The 18,693-nt window shown below is 60.5% G+C and carries 14 protein-coding genes; 12 read left to right on the top strand and 2 right to left on the bottom strand.

Annotated features, from left to right (window positions below; translation table 11 throughout):
* Nucleotides 1-2 precede the first annotated feature (2 nt).
* Together ACI514_RS15555 and ACI514_RS15550 are read right to left on the bottom strand one after the other, a co-directional pair.
* Nucleotides 3-3,281 (bottom strand): bifunctional diguanylate cyclase/phosphodiesterase, encoded by a 3,279-nt coding sequence (locus tag ACI514_RS15555; RefSeq protein WP_160057143.1) that lies wholly within the window; start codon nt 3,279-3,281, stop codon nt 3-5.
* A 74-nt stretch (nt 3,282-3,355) separates the two neighbouring features.
* The gene (locus ACI514_RS15550) at nt 3,356-4,240 is read right to left on the bottom strand and encodes a LysR family transcriptional regulator (protein ID WP_160057144.1); all 885 of its coding nucleotides are present in this window, start codon (nt 4,238-4,240) and stop codon (nt 3,356-3,358) included.
* A 140-nt stretch (nt 4,241-4,380) separates the two neighbouring features.
* On the opposite strand from ACI514_RS15550, the gene leuC reads away from it, so the two are divergent.
* From leuC to ACI514_RS15490, 12 genes are all read left to right on the top strand, one after another.
* Entirely contained in the window at nt 4,381-5,799 is a 1,419-nt protein-coding gene (gene leuC / locus ACI514_RS15545; RefSeq protein ID WP_016984527.1) for a 3-isopropylmalate dehydratase large subunit, read from the top strand.
* An 11-nt stretch (nt 5,800-5,810) separates the two neighbouring features.
* Nucleotides 5,811-6,455 carry a 3-isopropylmalate dehydratase small subunit gene (gene leuD / locus ACI514_RS15540; RefSeq protein WP_007913445.1) on the top strand — a complete coding sequence of 215 codons (645 nt, stop codon included), beginning with the start codon at nt 5,811-5,813 and terminating at the stop codon, nt 6,453-6,455.
* A gap of 133 nt (nt 6,456-6,588) precedes the next feature.
* Nucleotides 6,589-7,356 carry a class I SAM-dependent methyltransferase gene (locus tag ACI514_RS15535; protein WP_405121980.1) on the top strand — a complete coding sequence of 256 codons (768 nt, stop codon included), beginning with the start codon at nt 6,589-6,591 and terminating at the stop codon, nt 7,354-7,356.
* A gap of 54 nt (nt 7,357-7,410) precedes the next feature.
* Entirely contained in the window at nt 7,411-8,493 is a 1,083-nt protein-coding gene (gene leuB / locus ACI514_RS15530) for a 3-isopropylmalate dehydrogenase (protein ID WP_160057146.1), read from the top strand.
* A 66-nt stretch (nt 8,494-8,559) separates the two neighbouring features.
* Nucleotides 8,560-9,672, top strand: a complete 1,113-nt coding sequence (gene asd / locus ACI514_RS15525; RefSeq protein WP_007913448.1) for an aspartate-semialdehyde dehydrogenase — start codon at nt 8,560-8,562, stop codon at nt 9,670-9,672.
* Nucleotides 9,673-9,922: 250 nt separating this feature from the next.
* Nucleotides 9,923-10,933, top strand: a complete 1,011-nt coding sequence (locus ACI514_RS15520) for an aspartate-semialdehyde dehydrogenase (RefSeq protein ID WP_160057147.1) — start codon at nt 9,923-9,925, stop codon at nt 10,931-10,933.
* A gap of 208 nt (nt 10,934-11,141) precedes the next feature.
* Nucleotides 11,142-13,784, top strand: coding sequence for a FimV/HubP family polar landmark protein (locus ACI514_RS15515; RefSeq protein WP_405121979.1), 2,643 nt, complete (start codon nt 11,142-11,144; stop codon nt 13,782-13,784).
* A gap of 269 nt (nt 13,785-14,053) precedes the next feature.
* Nucleotides 14,054-14,878, top strand: coding sequence for a tRNA pseudouridine(38-40) synthase TruA (gene truA, locus ACI514_RS15510; RefSeq protein ID WP_174244500.1), 825 nt, complete (start codon nt 14,054-14,056; stop codon nt 14,876-14,878).
* Nucleotides 14,879-14,943: 65 nt separating this feature from the next.
* Nucleotides 14,944-15,570, top strand: a complete 627-nt coding sequence (locus ACI514_RS15505; RefSeq protein WP_405121978.1) for a phosphoribosylanthranilate isomerase — start codon at nt 14,944-14,946, stop codon at nt 15,568-15,570.
* Nucleotides 15,571-15,774: 204 nt separating this feature from the next.
* Nucleotides 15,775-16,695 carry an acetyl-CoA carboxylase, carboxyltransferase subunit beta gene (accD, locus tag ACI514_RS15500; RefSeq protein WP_007913458.1) on the top strand — a complete coding sequence of 307 codons (921 nt, stop codon included), beginning with the start codon at nt 15,775-15,777 and terminating at the stop codon, nt 16,693-16,695.
* A complete protein-coding gene (folC, locus tag ACI514_RS15495) occupies nt 16,692-17,999 on the top strand; it encodes a bifunctional tetrahydrofolate synthase/dihydrofolate synthase (RefSeq protein ID WP_405121977.1) in 1,308 nt (435 codons plus the stop codon). The genes accD and folC overlap by 4 nt, the downstream gene beginning before the upstream one ends.
* The gene (locus ACI514_RS15490) at nt 17,983-18,624 is read left to right on the top strand and encodes an SPOR domain-containing protein (RefSeq protein ID WP_160057152.1); all 642 of its coding nucleotides are present in this window, start codon (nt 17,983-17,985) and stop codon (nt 18,622-18,624) included. Before folC ends, ACI514_RS15490 begins: the two co-directional genes overlap by 17 nt.
* The last annotated feature ends 69 nt before the right edge of the window (nt 18,625-18,693 follow it).

Genomic DNA, 18,693 nt, shown 5'->3' with positions numbered 1-18,693 from the left:
GGTTATGGCAGGAGTTTTTTCAGATCCTCCAGCGCAACCGGTCGACTGTGCAGATAACCCTGATACAAATGGCAGCCCAGACCTTGCAGGAACGCCAGTTGTTCGGGGGTTTCCACGCCCTCGGCAATAACTTCCAGCTCCAGGCTGCGCGCCATGGCAACAATCGCGCGGATGATCTCGGCATCGTTCGGGTCGGTCGTTGCATCGCGGATAAACGACTGATCGATTTTCAGCGTGTCTAGCGGCAGGCGCTTGAGGTAGGTCAGTGACGAATAACCGGTGCCGAAGTCGTCCATGGCGAAACTCACGCCGAGCTTTTTCAACCGGCGCATTTTGCTGATGGTGTCTTCCAGGTTCTGGATGACGATGCCTTCGGTGATTTCCAGTTTCAGCAGCGAGCAGGGCAGGCCATGGCTGCTCATGCTGTGTTCGACGCGCTCGACAAAGTCGTTCTGGCGGAACTGGCGCGGACTGATGTTGACGCACAGGCTGAAGTTCAGCGGGTCGACCAGTTTCAGCGCGATCAGTTGTTTGAAGGCATTGCAGGCCTCGTCGAGGATCCAGGTGCCGACTTCGAGAATCAGGCCGCTGTCTTCCAGCACCTTGATGAACTCGGTAGGCGACTGCGCGCCCAGTTCCGGGTGATTCCAGCGCACCAGGGCTTCGGCGCCGATGATGCGGTTGTCGCGGGCATCGACCTGCGGTTGAAAGTGCACATTGAATTCCCCGCGCGACAGCGCCAGGCGCAAGTCGGTCTCCATGCGCAGCCGCTCGCTGGCGGCTTTCTGCATGGTGTTGTGATACATCTGCGTGGTGTTACGCCCGGAATCCTTGGCCCGGTACAGGGCAATATCGGCGCGTTTGAGCAGGTCGGTCGGCGTCGAGCCGTGATCGGGGATCAGCGCCACGCCAATACTCGGGGTCACTTGCAGGCGCTGGCCGTCGAGGAACATCGGTTCCGAGAGCAGTTCGCGCAGGGTGTCGGCCAGATTGCGCACTTGCGCGCTGACTTCATTGCGCGAGCCTTCAAGACCGCTGAGCAATACCACGAACTCATCGCCGCCGAGGCGCGCGACCGTGTCTTCCATGCGCACGCTGGCTTCGAGCCGCGCGGTAATGATCTTCAGCACGGTGTCGCCGACCGGATGGCCGAGGGAATCGTTGATGTGCTTGAAGTGATCGAGATCGAGGAAAAGTAGCGCGCCACGCAAATTGTGGCGCTTGAGCAAGGCGATCTGCTGGCTCAGGCGATCCATCAGCAAGGCGCGGTTGGGCAGGTTGGTCAGCGGGTCGTGATAGGCCAGATGACGAATTTGCGCTTCGGCGTTTTTCAGCAGGCTGACGTCCCGCGCGGTCAGCAGCAGGCAAGCAGTTTCATTGAGGGTGATCGGCTCGACCGAGACTTCCACGGTCAGCATCTCCCCGCGTTTGTTGCGCCCGAGCATTTCCTGATGGTGCACGCGGCCCTTGATCTGCAATTCGGCGAGTAATGCCGAGCGCTGTTTTTCCTCAGCCCAAATCCCCACCTGATAAACCGTTTTACCCACGACTTCTTCTGCGCGGTAGCCAGTGAGACGGCAGAAACCGTCGTTGACCTCCAGATAACGTCCGGTGTCGCGCTCGGTGATGGTGATCGCGTCGGGGCTGGAGTGGAACGCCTTGGCGAACTTTTCCTCGCTGGCCTTGAGCGCCGCTTCCGAGCGCTGCTGCTGGGTAATGTCGCGCAGGGTGGTGACGATGCATGGCTGGTCGCCGACGCTGATCTGCCGACTGGAAATCACGCAGGTCAGCGACTGCCCGTCCTTGTGCTGGACGATGATCGCGACATTGCTCAAACCCTGTTCGCGGATGACCCGTTCAATGCGTTGCAGGCTTTTTGCCGAGGCGTCCCACAGGCCGATTTCTTCGGCGGTGTGGCCGATGACGTCGGGGGCGCTCCAGCCAAAGGTCTGAGTAAAGCTGTTATTGATTTCGATGAACTCGCCACTGTCCTGGCGGGTGACGCAGATCGGGTCGGGGCTGACCTGGAACAGCGTGGCGAATTTCTCTTCCGAGGCCACCAGCCGCTGTTCACGTTCGACCTGATCGGTGATGTCGAGCAACGTGCCGGCCATGCGCAGTGGCGCGCCGTTGTCGTCACGGTAGAGGCGGGCACGGCTTTCCAGATAGCGCGAGCTGCCGTCGGGCAGTTGCACGCGATAGGTCAGCTGATAATTGCCCGCCGGGCCTTCGCGCAGGCTGCGGTAGGCGTCGCGCATGCTGTCGCGCTCTTCGCCGGGCACGCCCTCGAAAAACTCATCGAACGACTCGTGAAACGGTTTCGGTTCCAGGCCGTGCAGTTGCGCGGCCCGCGCCGAGCCGTAGAGCATGCCGCTGGGAATATGCCAGTCCCAGGTGCCGAGCTGCGCCGAGTCCAGTGCGAGATCGAGGCGTTCCTGGCTGTCCTTCAAGGCGTGTTCGGCGGCTTTGCGCTCGGTAGTGTCGAGGAAGGTGCTGAGCAGATACGGCTGACCTTCAAGTTCGACTTTCTGCGCACTGAGAATGCCGTCGTGAATTTGCCCATTGCTGGCGCGAAATTGCACCTCCATGCTGATCAATTCGCCCTTGGTGTTGGTCTTCTTGACCAGTTCTGCGCGCTGCTCGGGGTGCACCCACAAGCCCAGCTCTAGCGTGGTACGACCGATGGCGCTTTGTACCGGCCAGCCAAACAGGCTTTCGAAATACTGGTTGGCTTCGCTGATCAGGCCGTCTTCCTGGCGGGTCAGCAGGACCATGTTCGGGCACAGGTGGAAAAGTGTCGCGAAACGTTTCTCCGAACTGCTCAGGGCCTGTTCGCGTTGTCTCTGGTGGGTGATTTCACGAATCACCCCGATCATTCGGGGGCGGCCGTGTTTATCCGGCAGCAAGCTGCCGCTGATCTCCAGCCAGTGCAGGCTGCCGTCGGGCCAGCGGATGCGGTGGTGCATCGCCTGTTCCAGCGGCGCCCCGGCAATCACCGCGTGGAAGGCGCGGACGGTTTTCGCGCGGTCTTCCGGCGGCAGCAGATCGAGGTATTCCAGATCTTCGGGCAGCGGTTGCCGAGGATCGAAGCCGAACAATGCCTGGGTGCCACGCGACCAACTGATCTGCCCGCGCTCGATGTCCCAATACCAGGCGCCGAGCCGCGCGCCGTTGAGCGCCGCCAGCAATTGCGGCGCACTCTCCCAGCTCTGCTCGGAATGTCGCGGGTCAATCGCCTGAATACGCGGCATCGGCGGAATTCGGTCAACAGATTTCGGCATTGTGGACAGGCCTTGAGCTGATGGTGGCGTTAGGCACAGGGGTAGCGGCTCTATAGGAGTAGCACAAGTTGGCCTTAAGTCCCTGGCAGATCGATTTGTGCATCCAGCAAGGCCATAAATGCTCTTGCCGCATTCGATAGCGTCCGTTCAGTGTGCAGGATATAGCCTAGCTGGCGACTGAGCTGTATGCCCGGCAATACGATGCTTGCCACCTGTTCGTCGAGCATGGTGCGTGGCAGAACGCTCCAGGCCAGACCGATGGAGACCATCATCTTGATGGTTTCCAGGTAATTGGTGCTCATGGCGATGTTCGGCGTCAGTCCCTGGGCCTCGAACAGGCGTTGGACAATATGGTGGGTAAAGGTGTTGCCGCCGGGGAAAACTGCCGGATGACCGGCAATGTCCGCCAGACTGACGGCTCCGTTATTGATCAGCGAATGCTCGGGCGCGACCACGAAATCCAGCGGGTCGTCCCACACTGGCTTGGCTTTGACCAGTGCGTGAGGCTCCGGCGCCAGGGTAATGACCGCCAATTCGGCGCGGCCGTGGAGTATTTCTTCGTAGGCCACTTCCGAATCGAGGAACTGTATATCCAGCGCCACCCGTGGGTAACGGCGGGTGAACTCCCTTAAAAGTGGCGGCAAACGGTGCAAGCCGATGTGGTGACTGGTGGCCAGGGTCAGGCGCCCACTGACTTCACCGGTGAGGTTGGTCAGCGCGCGGCGGGTGTCATCCAGCACGTTGAGTATCTGGTAAGCCCGTGGCAACAAGGCGCGACCCGCTTCGGTCAGGCCGACTTCACGGCCCAGCCGATCGAACAGGCGCACCTTCAATTGCTGTTCCAGCCCGGCGATGCGTTTGCTGATCGCCGGCTGCGTCAGGTGCAGCCGTTCGCCGGCGCCGGAGAAGCTGCCGGTCTCGGCAATCGCGATAAACGCGTTGAGGTTGGCCAGATCCATCGTCGTATTCCAGTTGGTTATCCAAAGCATAAAAAATATGAATTTGAGTTATTTAATCTAACCCCATAGGATCGGCCTCACAAGCCAAAGGGTTATTGATAAGCCCAGGGCATAGAAACAAGCTGATGAGGAACCGTCTGATGGCCGGCAAAACGCTCTACGACAAGCTCTGGGATTCGCATTTGGTCAAGCAGCGCGACGATGGCTCGGCGCTGATCTATATCGATCGTCACATCATTCACGAAGTGACCTCGCCGCAAGCCTTCGAAGGCCTGCGTCTGGCCGGGCGCAAGCCTTGGCGCATCGATGCCAACATCGCGACCCCGGACCACAACGTACCGACCACCCCGGAGCGCAAGGGCGGCATTGAAGCCATTGCCGATCAGGTCTCGCGTTTGCAGGTTCAGACCCTCGATGACAACTGTGATGAATACGGCATCGTCGAATTCAAGATGAACGACGTGCGCCAAGGCATCGTCCACGTGATCAGCCCGGAGCAGGGCGCAACCTTGCCGGGGATGACCGTGGTCTGCGGCGACTCGCACACCTCGACCCACGGCGCCTTCGGCGCTCTGGCTCACGGTATCGGCACTTCCGAGGTCGAGCACGTGCTCGCCACCCAGTGCCTGGTCGCGAAGAAAATGAAAAACATGCTGGTGCGCGTTGAAGGGCAACTGCCGTTCGGCGTGACCGCCAAGGACATCGTCCTCGCGGTGATCGGCAAGATCGGCACCGCCGGCGGCAATGGCCACGCTATCGAGTTCGCTGGCAGCGCGATCCGCGACTTGTCCGTCGAAGGCCGCATGACCATCTGCAACATGTCCATCGAAGCCGGCGCCCGCGTTGGCCTGGTGGCAGCGGATCAGAAGACCGTCGACTATGTGAAGGGCCGTCCATTCGCCCCGAAAGGCGCGGAATGGGACATGGCCGTCGAAGCCTGGAAAGACCTGGTCTCCGACGCTGACGCCAAGTTCGACACCGTGGTTGAGCTCGACGCTGCGCAGATCAAGCCGCAAGTCAGCTGGGGTACTTCCCCGGAAATGGTTCTGGCCGTTGATCAGAACGTGCCGGACCCGGCCAAAGAAATGGACCTGGTCAAGCGCGACTCGATCGTCCGTGCCTTGAAATACATGGGTTTGACCGCCAATCAGGCGATCACCGACATTCAATTGGATCGCGTGTTCATCGGTTCCTGCACCAACTCGCGGATCGAAGACTTGCGCGCTGCTGCCGTCATTGCCAAGGGCCGCAAAGTCGCTTCGACCATCAAGCAAGCGATCGTGGTGCCGGGCTCGGGTCTGGTCAAGGCTCAGGCAGAAGCCGAAGGTCTCGACAAGATTTTCCTCGAAGCCGGTTTCGAATGGCGTGAGCCGGGTTGCTCGATGTGCCTGGCGATGAACCCGGACCGTTTGGAGTCCGGCGAGCATTGCGCCTCGACCTCCAACCGTAACTTCGAAGGCCGTCAGGGCGCCGGTGGCCGTACCCACCTCGTCAGCCCGGCCATGGCGGCGGCGGCAGCGGTGAACGGTCGTTTCATCGACGTTCGTGAATTGATTTAAAGGAGCGCAGCATGAAAGCTTTTACTCAGCACACTGGTCTTGTCGCGCCTTTGGATCGTGCCAACGTCGACACCGATCAGATCATTCCAAAGCAGTTCTTGAAGTCGATCAAGCGCACCGGTTTCGGTCCGAATCTGTTCGACGAGTGGCGTTACCTGGATGTCGGGCAACCGTATCAGGACAATTCCAAGCGTCCGCTGAACAAGGACTTCGTCCTCAACGCCGAGCGTTATCAAGGCGCCAGCGTCTTGCTCGCTCGCGAGAACTTCGGTTGCGGCTCCAGCCGTGAACACGCGCCGTGGGCGCTGGAAGAATACGGTTTCCGCAGCATCATCGCGCCGAGCTACGCCGACATTTTCTTCAACAACAGCTTCAAGAACGGCTTGCTGCCAATCATCTTGAGCGATGCTGAAGTGGATGAATTGTTTAAGCAGGTTGAGGCCGAGCCGGGCTATCAATTGCAGGTCGATCTGCAAGCGCAGACTGTGACGCGTCCGGATGGCAAGGTGTATAGCTTTGAAATCGATGCGTTCCGCAAGCATTGCTTGTTGAACGGTCTGGACGATATCGGTTTGACCTTGCAGGACGGTGATGCGATTGCGACGTTTGAGGCCAAGCATCGTGTGAGCCAGCCGTGGTTGTTCCGCGACGCGTGATTTGCGTATGGCGAATGGCGACATCGCGAGCAGGCTCACTCCTACATTTGAAATGCGTTCCCCTGTAGGAGTGAGCCTGCTCGCGATGAGGCCCTCAAAAGCACCACAAGACTCACCCTAAAAAGGAAGTCCCATGACCAGCACCGCCCAACACACTCAGGTCGTACAAAAGCAATTCGGTGAGCAGGCCGCCGCCTACCTGAGCAGCGCTGTTCACGCGCAGGGCAGCGAATTCGCACTGCTACAGGCTGAGCTGGCCGGGCAGGGCAACGCCCGGGTACTGGATTTGGGGTGCGGCGCCGGTCACGTCAGTTTCCACGTCGCACCGCTGGTCAGGGAAGTGGTCGCCTACGACCTGTCGCAGCAAATGCTTGATGTGGTCGCCGCTGCTGCCGTTGATCGCGGTTTCACCAACATTGCCACGGTCAACGGTGCCGCCGAGCGTCTGCCGTTTGCCGATGGCGAGTTCGACTTCGTGTTCAGCCGTTATTCGGCGCATCACTGGAGTGATCTGGGCGTGGCCTTGCGTGAAGTGCGCCGGGTGCTGAAACCGGGCGGTGTGGCGGCGTTCGTTGACGTGTTGTCACCGGGCAGTCCGTTGTTCGACACTTACCTGCAAAGCGTCGAAGTGCTGCGCGACACCAGCCATGTGCGCGATTATTCCGCTGCCGAATGGTTACGTCAGGTCAGCGAGGCCGGTTTGCACGTGCGCAGTACTACCCGTCAGCGCCTGCGTCTGGAGTACACCAGTTGGGTTGAGCGCATGCGCACACCTGAAGTGATGCGCGCCGCGATCCGCCAGTTGCAGCACTCGATGGGCAACGAAGTGCGCGAATATTTTGAGATTGATGCTGAGGGCTCGTTCAGTACAGATGTCATCGTACTGATAGCTGAGCGATAAGAATTTTTCCGGGCGCGCCTCAGATGGCGCACCGACTGAAGACACGAGGAAAGCATGAGCAAGCAGATTCTGATTCTCCCAGGTGACGGTATTGGTCCGGAAATCATGGCCGAAGCGGTCAAGGTTCTTACACTTGCCAACGACAAGTACAGCCTGGGTTTCGAGCTGAGTCATGACGTGATCGGTGGCGCCGCCATCGACAAGCACGGCGTGCCGCTGGCCGACGAAACCCTCGACCGCGCTCGTGCTGCCGATGCTGTGCTGCTGGGCGCTGTGGGTGGTCCGAAATGGGACACCATCGAGCGTGACATCCGCCCTGAGCGTGGTCTGCTGAAAATCCGTGCGCAACTGGGTCTGTTCGGCAACCTGCGTCCGGCGATCCTGTACCCGCAACTGGCCGACGCTTCGAGCCTTAAGCCGGAAATCGTCGCTGGTCTGGACATCCTGATCGTCCGTGAGCTGACCGGCGGCATCTACTTCGGCGCGCCGCGCGGCACCCGCACTCTGGATAACGGCGAGCGTCAGTCCTACGACACGCTGCCTTACAGCGAAAGCGAAATCCGCCGCATCGCCCGCGTCGGTTTCGACATGGCCATGGTTCGCGGCAAGAAACTCTGCTCGGTGGACAAAGCCAACGTGCTGGCGTCCAGCCAACTGTGGCGTGAAATTGTTGAAGAAGTAGCGAAAGACTATCCAGAAGTCGAACTCAGCCACATGTACGTCGACAACGCCGCGATGCAACTGGTGCGCGCGCCGAAGCAGTTCGACGTGATCGTCACCGACAACATGTTCGGCGACATTCTGTCCGACGAAGCGTCGATGCTCACCGGTTCCATCGGCATGCTGCCGTCGGCCTCGCTGGATTCCAACAACAAGGGCATGTACGAGCCTTGCCACGGTTCCGCTCCGGACATCGCCGGTAAAGGTATTGCCAACCCGTTGGCGACCATTCTGTCGGTGTCGATGATGCTGCGTTACAGCTTCAATCTGCATGACGCGGCCGATGCCATCGAGAAAGCCGTGAGCGTGGTGCTGGATCAAGGCCTGCGCACTGGCGATATCTATTCGGCCGGTTGCAGCAAAGTCGGTACGCAGGAAATGGGCGACGCAGTAGTCGCCGCGCTGCGGAATCTGTAATCTCTCGGGCCCGCTGCGAAATTCAATACAAAGCAGCGGCCCACTTTTCAAGAAGGTGTAGTTGCGATGAAACGTGTAGGTCTGATCGGTTGGCGCGGGATGGTCGGTTCCGTGCTCATGCAGCGGATGCTGGAAGAGCAGGATTTCGATCTAATCGAGCCGGTGTTTTTCACCACGTCCAACGTCGGTGGCCAAGGCCCGTCCGTGGGCAAGGACATTGCTCCGCTCAAGGATGCTTACAGCATTGACGAGCTGAAGACCCTCGACGTGATTCTGACCTGCCAGGGCGGCGACTACACCAGCGAAGTGTTCCCGAAGCTGCGCGAAGCCGGCTGGCAGGGTTACTGGATCGACGCGGCCTCGAGCCTGCGCATGAACGATGACGCAGTGATCATTCTCGATCCGGTCAACCGCAAGGTCATCGACCAGCAGCTCGACGCGGGCACCAAGAACTACATCGGCGGCAACTGCACCGTCAGCCTGATGCTGATGGGCCTGGGCGGTCTGTTCGAAGCCGGTCTGGTCGAGTGGATGAGCGCCATGACCTATCAGGCGGCCTCCGGTGCCGGCGCGCAGAACATGCGTGAACTGATCAAGCAAATGGGCGCAACCCACGCCGCTGTCGCCGATCAACTGGCCGATCCTGCCAGCGCGATCCTCGACATCGACCGTCGCGTAGCGGATGCCATGCGCAGCGAAGCGTACCCGACCGAAAACTTCGGTGTGCCGCTGGCCGGCAGCCTGATCCCGTGGATCGACAAGGAACTGCCGAACGGCCAGAGCCGCGAAGAGTGGAAAGCTCAGGCCGAGACCAACAAGATTCTCGGTCGCTTCAAGAGCCCGATCCCGGTCGACGGCATCTGCGTGCGCATCGGCGCCATGCGCTGCCACAGCCAGGCGCTGACCATCAAGCTGAACAAAGACGTACCGATCGCCGATATCGAAGGGCTGATCAGCCAGCACAACCCTTGGGTCAAGCTGGTCCCGAACCAGCGCGAAATCAGCATGCAGGAGCTGAGTCCGACCAAGGTCACCGGCACCCTGAATGTTCCGGTGGGTCGTCTGCGCAAGCTGAACATGGGTTCGCAATTCGTCGGTGCTTTCACCGTCGGCGACCAACTGCTGTGGGGTGCGGCCGAACCGCTGCGTCGCATGCTGCGGATTTTGCTTGAGCGTTGATCGTTTGCGGCAATGAAAGAGCCCGTGCCTTGTGAGAGGTGCGGGTTTTTTTATGCCTTGGATTTCTCGGTTGCCTAGTCTGGCCCCTTCGCGAGCAGGCTCGCTCCCACAGGGGGAATGCATTTCAAATGTGGGAGCGAGCCTGCTCGCGAAGAGGCCGGTCCAGACACCGCAAATCCCGGCAGAAATTGCCTGTGCGCCAGTCACCCGGTAAAGTGCCGCTCCCCCCGTTTCGCCAGAGGCTCGCACCATGACCCAGACCCTAGATATTGCCGTGATCGGCGCCACCGGTACTGTCGGCGAAACCCTCGTACAGATTCTCGAAGAGCGCAGCTTCCCGGTCGGCACCCTGCACCTGCTGGCGAGCAGCGAATCCGCCGGCAGCTCGGTGCTGTACCGCAACAAGAACGTGCGCGTTCGCGAAGTCGACGAGTTCGATTTCAGCAAGGTCAAACTGGTGTTCTTCGCCGCCGGCCCGGCCATTACCCTGAGTTACGCCGCCCGTGCCCACGCTGCCGGCTGCTCGCTGATCGACCTGTCCGGCGCCTTGCCGGCCGATCAAGCGCCGCAAGTGGTACCGGAAGCCAACGCCGAAGTGCTCGCTGGTTTGAAAGCACCGTTCCAGGTCAGCAGCCCGAGCCCGTCGGCTACTTCGCTGGCCGTGGTACTGGCGCCGCTGCTCGATCTCATTGACCTGCAATACGTCAATGTCACCGCCAATCTGGCCGTTTCCGCCCAGGGTCGCGAAGCCGTTTCCGAGCTGGCGCGGCAGACCGCCGAGCTGTTGAACATGCGCCCGCTGGAGCCGACTTTCTTTGATCGGCAGATGGCGTTCAACTTGCTGGCTCAGGTCGGCACGCCCGACGCGCAGGGCCATACGCTGCTGGAAAAACGTCTGGTGCGCGAGTTGCGTCAGGTGCTGGCCAAGCCTTTATTAAAGATTTCCGCAACTTGCGTTCAAGCCCCGGTGTTTTTTGGCGATAGCTTTAGCGTGACCTTGCAGTCAACGTCGGCTGTCGACCTGGCGAAAGTCAACGCTGCACTCGAAGATGCGCCGGGTATCGAGCTGGTCGAAGCCGGTGATTACCCGACTGCAGTCGGTGACGCGGTAGGGCAGGATGTTGTCTATGTCGGTCGCGTGCGCAGTGGTGTCGACGACCCGGCGGAACTAAATCTGTGGCTGACGTCAGATAACGTACGCAAAGGCGCGGCCCTTAACGCTGTGCAGGTGGCTGAATTGTTGATAAAAGACCTGCTGTAAAAGATACTTGGCAACAATTTGTCGACTGATTCTAGGTGAGCGCTATGCTTGCCCAGATTGATCGATAACGTGTCACCCTCCGGGACATTCCGGGGCATCAAAGAAATGATCGCGCGCGACATCTGTCGTCGTCGCGCGCAATGCCTTACGGCAGCGGTATTCAACATCTTCTCGCTGGCCGAGGAACGTTCAAACAAAGGATGAGGCTATGGTTCAAGTTCGCAAACTGGTGTTAGCAATAGCGGCCGCCTCGGCGCTGTCCTCCGGTATGGCGCATGCCCTCGGGCTCGGGGAGCTGACCCTGAAGTCGACCCTGAACCAGCCGCTGGTGGCTGAAATCGAGCTGCTCGACGTCAAGGATCTCACCGCTGCCGAAGTGGTGCCGAGCCTGGCTTCACCTGAAGACTTCGCCAAGGCCGGCGTCGATCGCCAGGCCTTCCTCAATGACCTGACTTTCACTCCGGTGCTCAACGCCAGCGGCAAAAGCGTGCTGCGCGTGACGTCGAGCAAGCCGCTGTCCGAACCGATGGTGAAATTCCTCGTGCAGGTGATGTGGCCGAACGGTCGTCTGCTGCGCGATTACAGCGTGCTGCTCGATCCGTCGAAGTTCTCGCCGCAGACCGCTGACGCCGCCGCGCAACCGGCGCCGTCGCAGACCATTGCTGCGCCGACTACTGGCGCCACGCACCCGACGCAGTACACCACCACGCCGCGCGATACCCTGTGGGAAATCGCCGCGAAGGCGCGTACCGGCGGTTCGGTGCAGCAGACCATGCTGGCCATTCAAGCGCTGAACCCGGATGCGTTCATCGGCGGCAACATCAACCGCCTGAAAACCGGTCAAGTGCTGCGCCTGCCGGATTCGGTGCAAAGCACTGCGTTGCCACAATCGAAAGCGATTGCCGAAGTGGCGGCGCAGAACGAAGCCTGGCGTCAGGGCCGTCGTTATGTGGCCAAACCGGGCACTGGTCAGCAGCAGCTCGATGCGACCAACCGTGGTCGCGGCAATACCGCTGGTGCACAGAATGCCCAAGACAATCTGAGTCTGGTCTCCGCTGAAAGCGCCAAGGCGCGCGGCAAGGGCCCGGCGGGTGACGCCAAGGCGCTGAGCAACAAGCTCGCGGTCACTCAGGAAAGCCTCGACACGACCCGTCGTGACAATGAGGAACTGAAAAGCCGCGTGTCCGATCTGCAAAGCCAGATGGACAAGCTGCAAAAACTGATCGAGCTGAAAAACAATCAGCTGGCGAAACTGCAGGCCGAAGGGGCGGGCGCTGCGCCAGCCGCAAACGCTGCTGCACCGACGGTGCCTGCAATCACGGCTGAACTGGCTGCCACCCCGCCGGCCACCCCGGCAGAAGCGGCGCCGACGCCAGAGTCCGCGATTGCACCACCGGCTGAAACGCCAGTTGAGCCAGTGGTCGCACCGAAGCCGCCTGTCGATGAAGAGAAAACCTTCAACGATCTGCTGACCAACCCGATTCTGCTGGGGCTGATCGGTGGTGGCGCAGTCGTTCTGCTGCTCCTGCTGTTGCTGCTGGCGCGTCGCCGCAAAGCTCAGCAGGAAGCCGAGAAACATCTGCGCATGGCCCGTGCCTTGTCGGAAGAGCAAGAGTTCTCCGCCGAGCAGGATCTGCCGGAAAGCAGCTTCGAAGGTCTGGAAACTCCTGCGGCGAGCGTCAAGCTCAACACTCCGGCACCTGCTCCGGCCCCCGTAGTGGCTCCGGTAGTCGCCCCGATAGTGATGGCCGAACCGATTGCTGCGCCACTGGTGGCGCCGGCCGCCGAACGTTCGGACGACGTGCTCGACAAGGCGCAATCGCACATCAACGCCGGTCGCCTGAATCAGGCAGCCGCGCTGCTCGAAGAGGGCGTCAGCCTAGAGCCGCAGCGCAGTGACCTGCGTCTGAAGCTGATGGAAGTTTACGGTCAGCAGGGCGACCGCGATGCCTTCGTCGGTCAGGAGCGTCAACTGGTGGCCAATGGCGACAACTTCGCCAAGGTCGAAGAGCTGAAAAGCCGCTTCCCGGCCATGGCCGTCGTTGCTGCCAGTGGTCTGGCCGCTGCCGCCGTGGCTGCCGAACTGGACGCGCAATACGTCAAGGATCTGCTGCTGGATGAGCCAGAAGCACCTGCGCCAGCGCCAGTGGAAGACGACCTCGACAGCGCGTTTGATCTGAGCCTGGACGATCTCGACAACATCACGCCGGTAGAGCCTGCGCCGGTGGTTGAGCCTGAAGCACCGGTCGAGCTGGACGAATTTCCGGCGGACGACGACCTGAGCTTTGAGTCGGTGCTGCAACAGCAGACCGATATCAAAGAGAACCTGGATGATCTGTCGGACTTCGACCTCGATCTGGACCTCGGTGCCGAGCCGGCGGCTCCTGCGGTTGATCTGGCGGACGATGACTTCCTGCTGGATCTGGACGAAGGCGTGAAGGATCTGCCGCCGGTCGAGGCGCCGGTGGTGGCCGATGTGCCGCAGGATGATCTGGAGCTGCCGGCCGATTTCGATCTGTCGCTGGCCGATGAAATGGACAGCAACCCAGCGGCCGAGCCTGATGCGTTCGCTGCTGAACTGGACGACGTCAACGCCGAGCTGGATCGTCTGTCGCAAAGCATTGCAGAGCCGACCTTCACTGAAGCCGATGCAATGAAGGGTGATGATCTTGGCGAGGATGATTTCGACTTCCTCGCTGGCACCGATGAAGCGGCGACCAAGCTCGATCTGGCTCAGGCCTACATCGACATGGGCGACAGCGACGGTGCGCGCGACATCCTCAACGAAGTGTTGACCGAGGGTGACGAGAAGCAGCGTGGCGAGGCCAAGGACATGCTCTCGAGCCTGTAGTAAGTCCAGCGGTAAACGAAAACGGCAGCCCGGTGAGGCTGCCGTTTTTGTTTCGGTTGGATTATGGGTTGTCTGATTTGCCGTCTTCGCGAGCAGGCTCGCTCCCACCTTTGAAATGCATTCCCCTGTGGGAGCGAGCCTGCTCGCGAAGAGGGCGGCACTGCTGATAGAGAACTCTGGTATCCCTGAACCGCCGCCTTATAATGCCCGCCTTTGCACAAACAGCAGGCTGTCCCACCTTGGCAAACATAGATAACCCGGTCGCCGAAATGGCCCCCGACGGCTTTTACCGCGTCGCGCTGGGCGTTGAGTACAAAGGCTCGCGCTACAGCGGCTGGCAGCGTCAATTGGCGGGTGTGGCGACGGTGCAGGAAGAACTCGAAAAAGCCCTGTCGAAAGTCGCCAATTCGCCGGTTTCGCTACAGTGCGCTGGTCGCACCGACGCGGGCGTGCATGCTTGCGGACAAGTGGTGCATTTCGATACGACGGTCGATCGTTCACTGAAAGCCTGGGTCATGGGCGCCAATATCAATCTGCCCCATGACATCAGCGTCAGTTGGGCGCGGGTGATGCCGGCGCATTTTCACGCGCGGTTCAAAGCTATCGCGCGGCGTTATCGCTATGTGATCTACAACGATCAGATTCGCCCGGCGCATCTCAACGAAGAAATCACCTGGAACCACCGTCCGCTGGACGTCGAGCGCATGGCCGAGGCCGCGCAGTACCTGATTGGCACCCACGATTTCAGTGCGTTCCGCGCCGGCCAGTGCCAAGCCAAGTCGCCGATCAAAAAAATGCATCACCTGCGCGTGACCCGTCACGGCAAGATGATCGTGCTCGATATACGCGCCAACGCGTTCCTGCATCACATGGTGCGCAATATCGCCGGCGTGCTGATGACCATTGGTGCCGGTGAGCGCCCGGTGGAGTGGATGAAGGAAGTGCTGGAAAGCCGCGAGCGCCGTTCCGGTGGCGTTACGGCGCATCCGTACGGTCTGTATCTGGTGCAGGTCGAGTACCACGACGAATTCCCGTTGCCCGAGCGTTTTATCGGGCCACATTTCCTTACGGGTTTCTCCGAACTTGACGGCTGACGCCCTCGAACGCTTTTGTTACCATCCGGGACTTTCCCGGATTTTGCCTCGGAGTTTTTCTCGATATGTCAGCCGTTCGCAGCAAGATCTGCGGGATTACCCGCATAGAAGATGCGCTGGCCGCCGTTGAGGCCGGGGCAGATGCGATCGGGTTCGTGTTCTATGCCAAGAGTCCGCGTGCGGTCACCGTGCAGCAGGCGCGGGCGATTATTCAGGCATTGCCGCCGTTCGTGACCACCGTTGGCCTGTTCGTCAACGCCAGTCGCTGCGAGTTGGGGGAAATCCTCGATGCCGTGCCGCTGGATCTGTTGCAGTTCCATGGCGATGAAGCCGCTGAAGATTGTGAAGGCTGGCATCGTCCGTATATCAAGGCGTTGCGGGTCAAGGCCGGTGATGACATAGCGGCTGCCGTTGACGCTTATCCCAGCGCCAGCGGTGTTCTGCTCGATACCTACGTTGAAGGCGTGCCCGGCGGAACCGGTGAGGCGTTCGACTGGTCTTTGATTCCGCAGGGGTTGAGCAAGCCATTGATTCTGGCGGGTGGTTTAACCCCAGAGAACGTCGCAGAGGCCGTGGCTCGGGTAAAACCCTACGCGGTGGATGTCAGCGGCGGGGTGGAGGCGAGCAAAGGCATCAAGGATCACGCAAAGGTTCGGGCGTTCATCAACGCGGTACGCAAAGCGCCATATTGATGTGACGGCTGGCAGTCTGCCGCCGTCCATCAATGCACTTGCACAAAGCAGGCGCGGCTGAGGGTTTCTGGATCGCACGCAGGTCATGTTTCGCGCTGACCGTGGCTGTCCACCAACCATCGCCACACACATGAATTTAGCTGAAGGGCATACGCGGGGCTGCGAACCAGAGCGTTCGGGCCGCCGGTACTGGAGAAAGAAAGCATGAGCAACTGGTTAGTAGACAAACTGATCCCTTCGATCATGCGTTCCGAGGTCAAGAAGAGCTCGGTCCCTGAAGGTCTGTGGCACAAATGCCCGTCTTGCGAGGCGGTGTTGTATCGTCCAGAGCTGGAAAAGACCCTGGACGTTTGCCCTAAATGCAACCACCACATGCGCATTGGCGCACGTGCGCGAATCGACATCTTCCTCGATGCCGAAGGTCGCAACGAACTGGGCGCCGATCTGGAGCCGGTTGACCGTCTGAAATTCCGCGACGGCAAGAAGTACAAGGATCGCCTGACCGCTGCACAGAAGCAGACCGGCGAAAAAGATGCGCTGATCTCCGTCAGCGGCACCTTGCTGGGCATGCCTGTAGTGGTTTCGGCCTTTGAATTCGCCTTCATGGGCGGTTCCATGGGTGCCATCGTCGGTGAGCGCTTCGTGCGCGCCGCCAACTACGCGCTGGAAAACCGCTGCCCGATGATCTGCTTCGCCGCCTCCGGTGGTGCGCGCATGCAGGAAGCGCTGATCTCGCTGATGCAGATGGCCAAGACTTCGGCTGTGCTGGCGCGTCTGCGTGAAGAAGGCATTCCGTTCATCTCCGTACTGACCGACCCGGTCTACGGCGGTGTTTCGGCGAGTCTGGCGATGCTCGGCGACGTCATCGTCGGTGAGCCGAAAGCCCTGATCGGCTTCGCCGGTCCGCGCGTTATCGAACAAACCGTGCGTGAAAAACTGCCGGAAGGCTTCCAGCGCAGCGAGTTCCTGCTGGAGCACGGCGCGATCGACATGATCATCCACCGTCAGGAACTGCGCCCGCGTCTGGGTAACCTGCTGGCACAAATGACTGGCAAGCCGACGCCGAAATTCGTCGCCGCGCCAATCGAGCCGATCGTGGTTCCACCGGTACCTGCTGGCCTATGACCGAGCGCACCCTTGGCGAATGGCTCGCCTACCTTGAGCAGTTGCATCCGTCGGCCATCGACATGGGTCTGGAACGTTCACAACAGGTAGCGTCCCGTATGGGGCTGGGCCAGCCGGCGCCTCGGGTGATCACGGTCACCGGCACCAACGGCAAGGGTTCCACCTGCGCTTTCGTGGCTTCATTGCTGCGGGCGCAGGGCCTGAGCGTTGGTGTCTACAATTCTCCGCACCTGCTGCGTTACAACGAGCGGGTGCAGCTCAATGGCGTCGAAGCCACTGACGCACAGCTGTGCGAAGCCTTTGCAGCAGTCGAGGCCGGGCGCGGCGACACTTCCCTGACTTACTTCGAAATGGGCACCCTCGCGGCGTTCTGGCTGTTTCAGCAGGCCGGGCTTGATGCGGTGGTGCTGGAAGTCGGGCTGGGCGGGCGTCTGGACACGGTCAACGTGGTCGATGCCGATATCGCACTGGTCACCAGCATTGGCGTCGATCACGCCGATTATCTGGGCGACACCCGCGAATCTGTGGCCTTCGAAAAGGCCGGGATCTTCCGCCAGGGCAAGCCTGCTCTGTGTGGAGACCTCAATCCACCGCAACCACTGCTCGACAAGGCGCGTGAACTGGCATGTCCGTTCTTCCTGCGTGGGCGTGATTTCGACCTCGGTATCACTGATCAGCACTGGCAATGGCGCGGCACTGATGCGCAAGGTCAGGTTGTCGAGTTGCGCGACTTGCCGCTGCTCGATCTGCCGATGGAAAACGCCGCGCTGGCGTTGCAGGCGTATTTGCTGCTCGGTTTGCCATGGAATGCCCAGCAGATCGTCGCTGCGTTGCGGGCCACTCGCGTGGTCGGGCGACTGGATCGCCGCGCGTTCGAGTGGAACGGCAAGCGCCTGAATCTGTTGCTCGATGTTGGTCACAACCCGCATGCTGCCGAGTATCTGGCCCGTCGTCTGGCCTCGCAGTCACCGGTCGGCAAGCGCTTGGCGGTATTCGGCCTGTTGGCCGACAAGGATCTGGATGGTGTTGTCAGCGAATTGAATGCTAGTGTCGAGCATTGGGCCGTTGCACCGCTGGATTCACCGCGCACACGTCCAGTGGCTGAATTAAGCGCTGCATTGCAGAACCTTGGCGCTGCGGTCACGTCTTACGACAGTGTCGCGTCCGCGCTGGAAGGGCAGTGCGCCGTGGCAACCAGTGACGACGAGATTCTGTTGTTCGGATCATTTTATTGTGTCGCCGAGGCCCTTGAATGGCTGGCCCGGCGCTCCACGGAGGAAGCGGCAAATGGCTTTGCTGGATAAAGCGTACAAGCAGCGCATGGTTGGCGCTTTGGTGCTGGTCGCGCTGGCGGTGATCTTCCTGCCAATGCTGTTTTCCCGTCAGGACGAGCAGCGTCAGGTAACTGTCGAATCGCCCGCCGCACCACAAGTACCTGTCGTGCCGCAAGTGCAAATGGAAACCGTGGCTGTTCCCGAGCCGCAAGCCTTGCCGCAAGAACCGGTGCCGACGGATGAAGAAGTCGCAGAAGATACTGCACCTGTTGCGCCTGCGCCGGCGGCTCCCATTATGATTACCAAGCCTGTTGCGCCGCCGGCGGTGGCCAAGCCGATTCCTGCGCCTGCCCAGCCGATTACCTCTGCATCGAGTAAGCCTGACACGACGCAAAGCCGCGTCGATGCCAACGGTCTGTCGGTGAGCTGGTCGGTGCAACTGGCCAGTCTGTCGAGTCGTGCCAGCGCCGAAAGCCTGCAGAAGACCCTGCGCAGTCAGGGCTATAACGCTTACATCCGCTCCGCCGATGGCAAGAATCGGGTGTTTGTCGGTCCGCTGATCGAGCGTGCCGAGGCTGATCGTCTACGTGATCTGTTGGGTCGTCAGCAGAACCTCAAAGGGTTTGTCGTGCGCTTCCAGCCTGAGCGCGGCTAAAAACTATCGCGCCGATTGAAATGCACTGACAATCGCAGCTTACCGAGAGGCATGCGCTCTGCTAAAATG

Origin of the sequence: Pseudomonas sp. M20 (assembly GCF_045037865.1) — a bacterium.
Classification (GTDB): Bacteria; Pseudomonadota; Gammaproteobacteria; order Pseudomonadales; family Pseudomonadaceae; genus Aquipseudomonas.
Note: the sequence above shows the minus strand (reverse complement) of the source record. Positions and strands in the feature narration are given on the sequence as shown.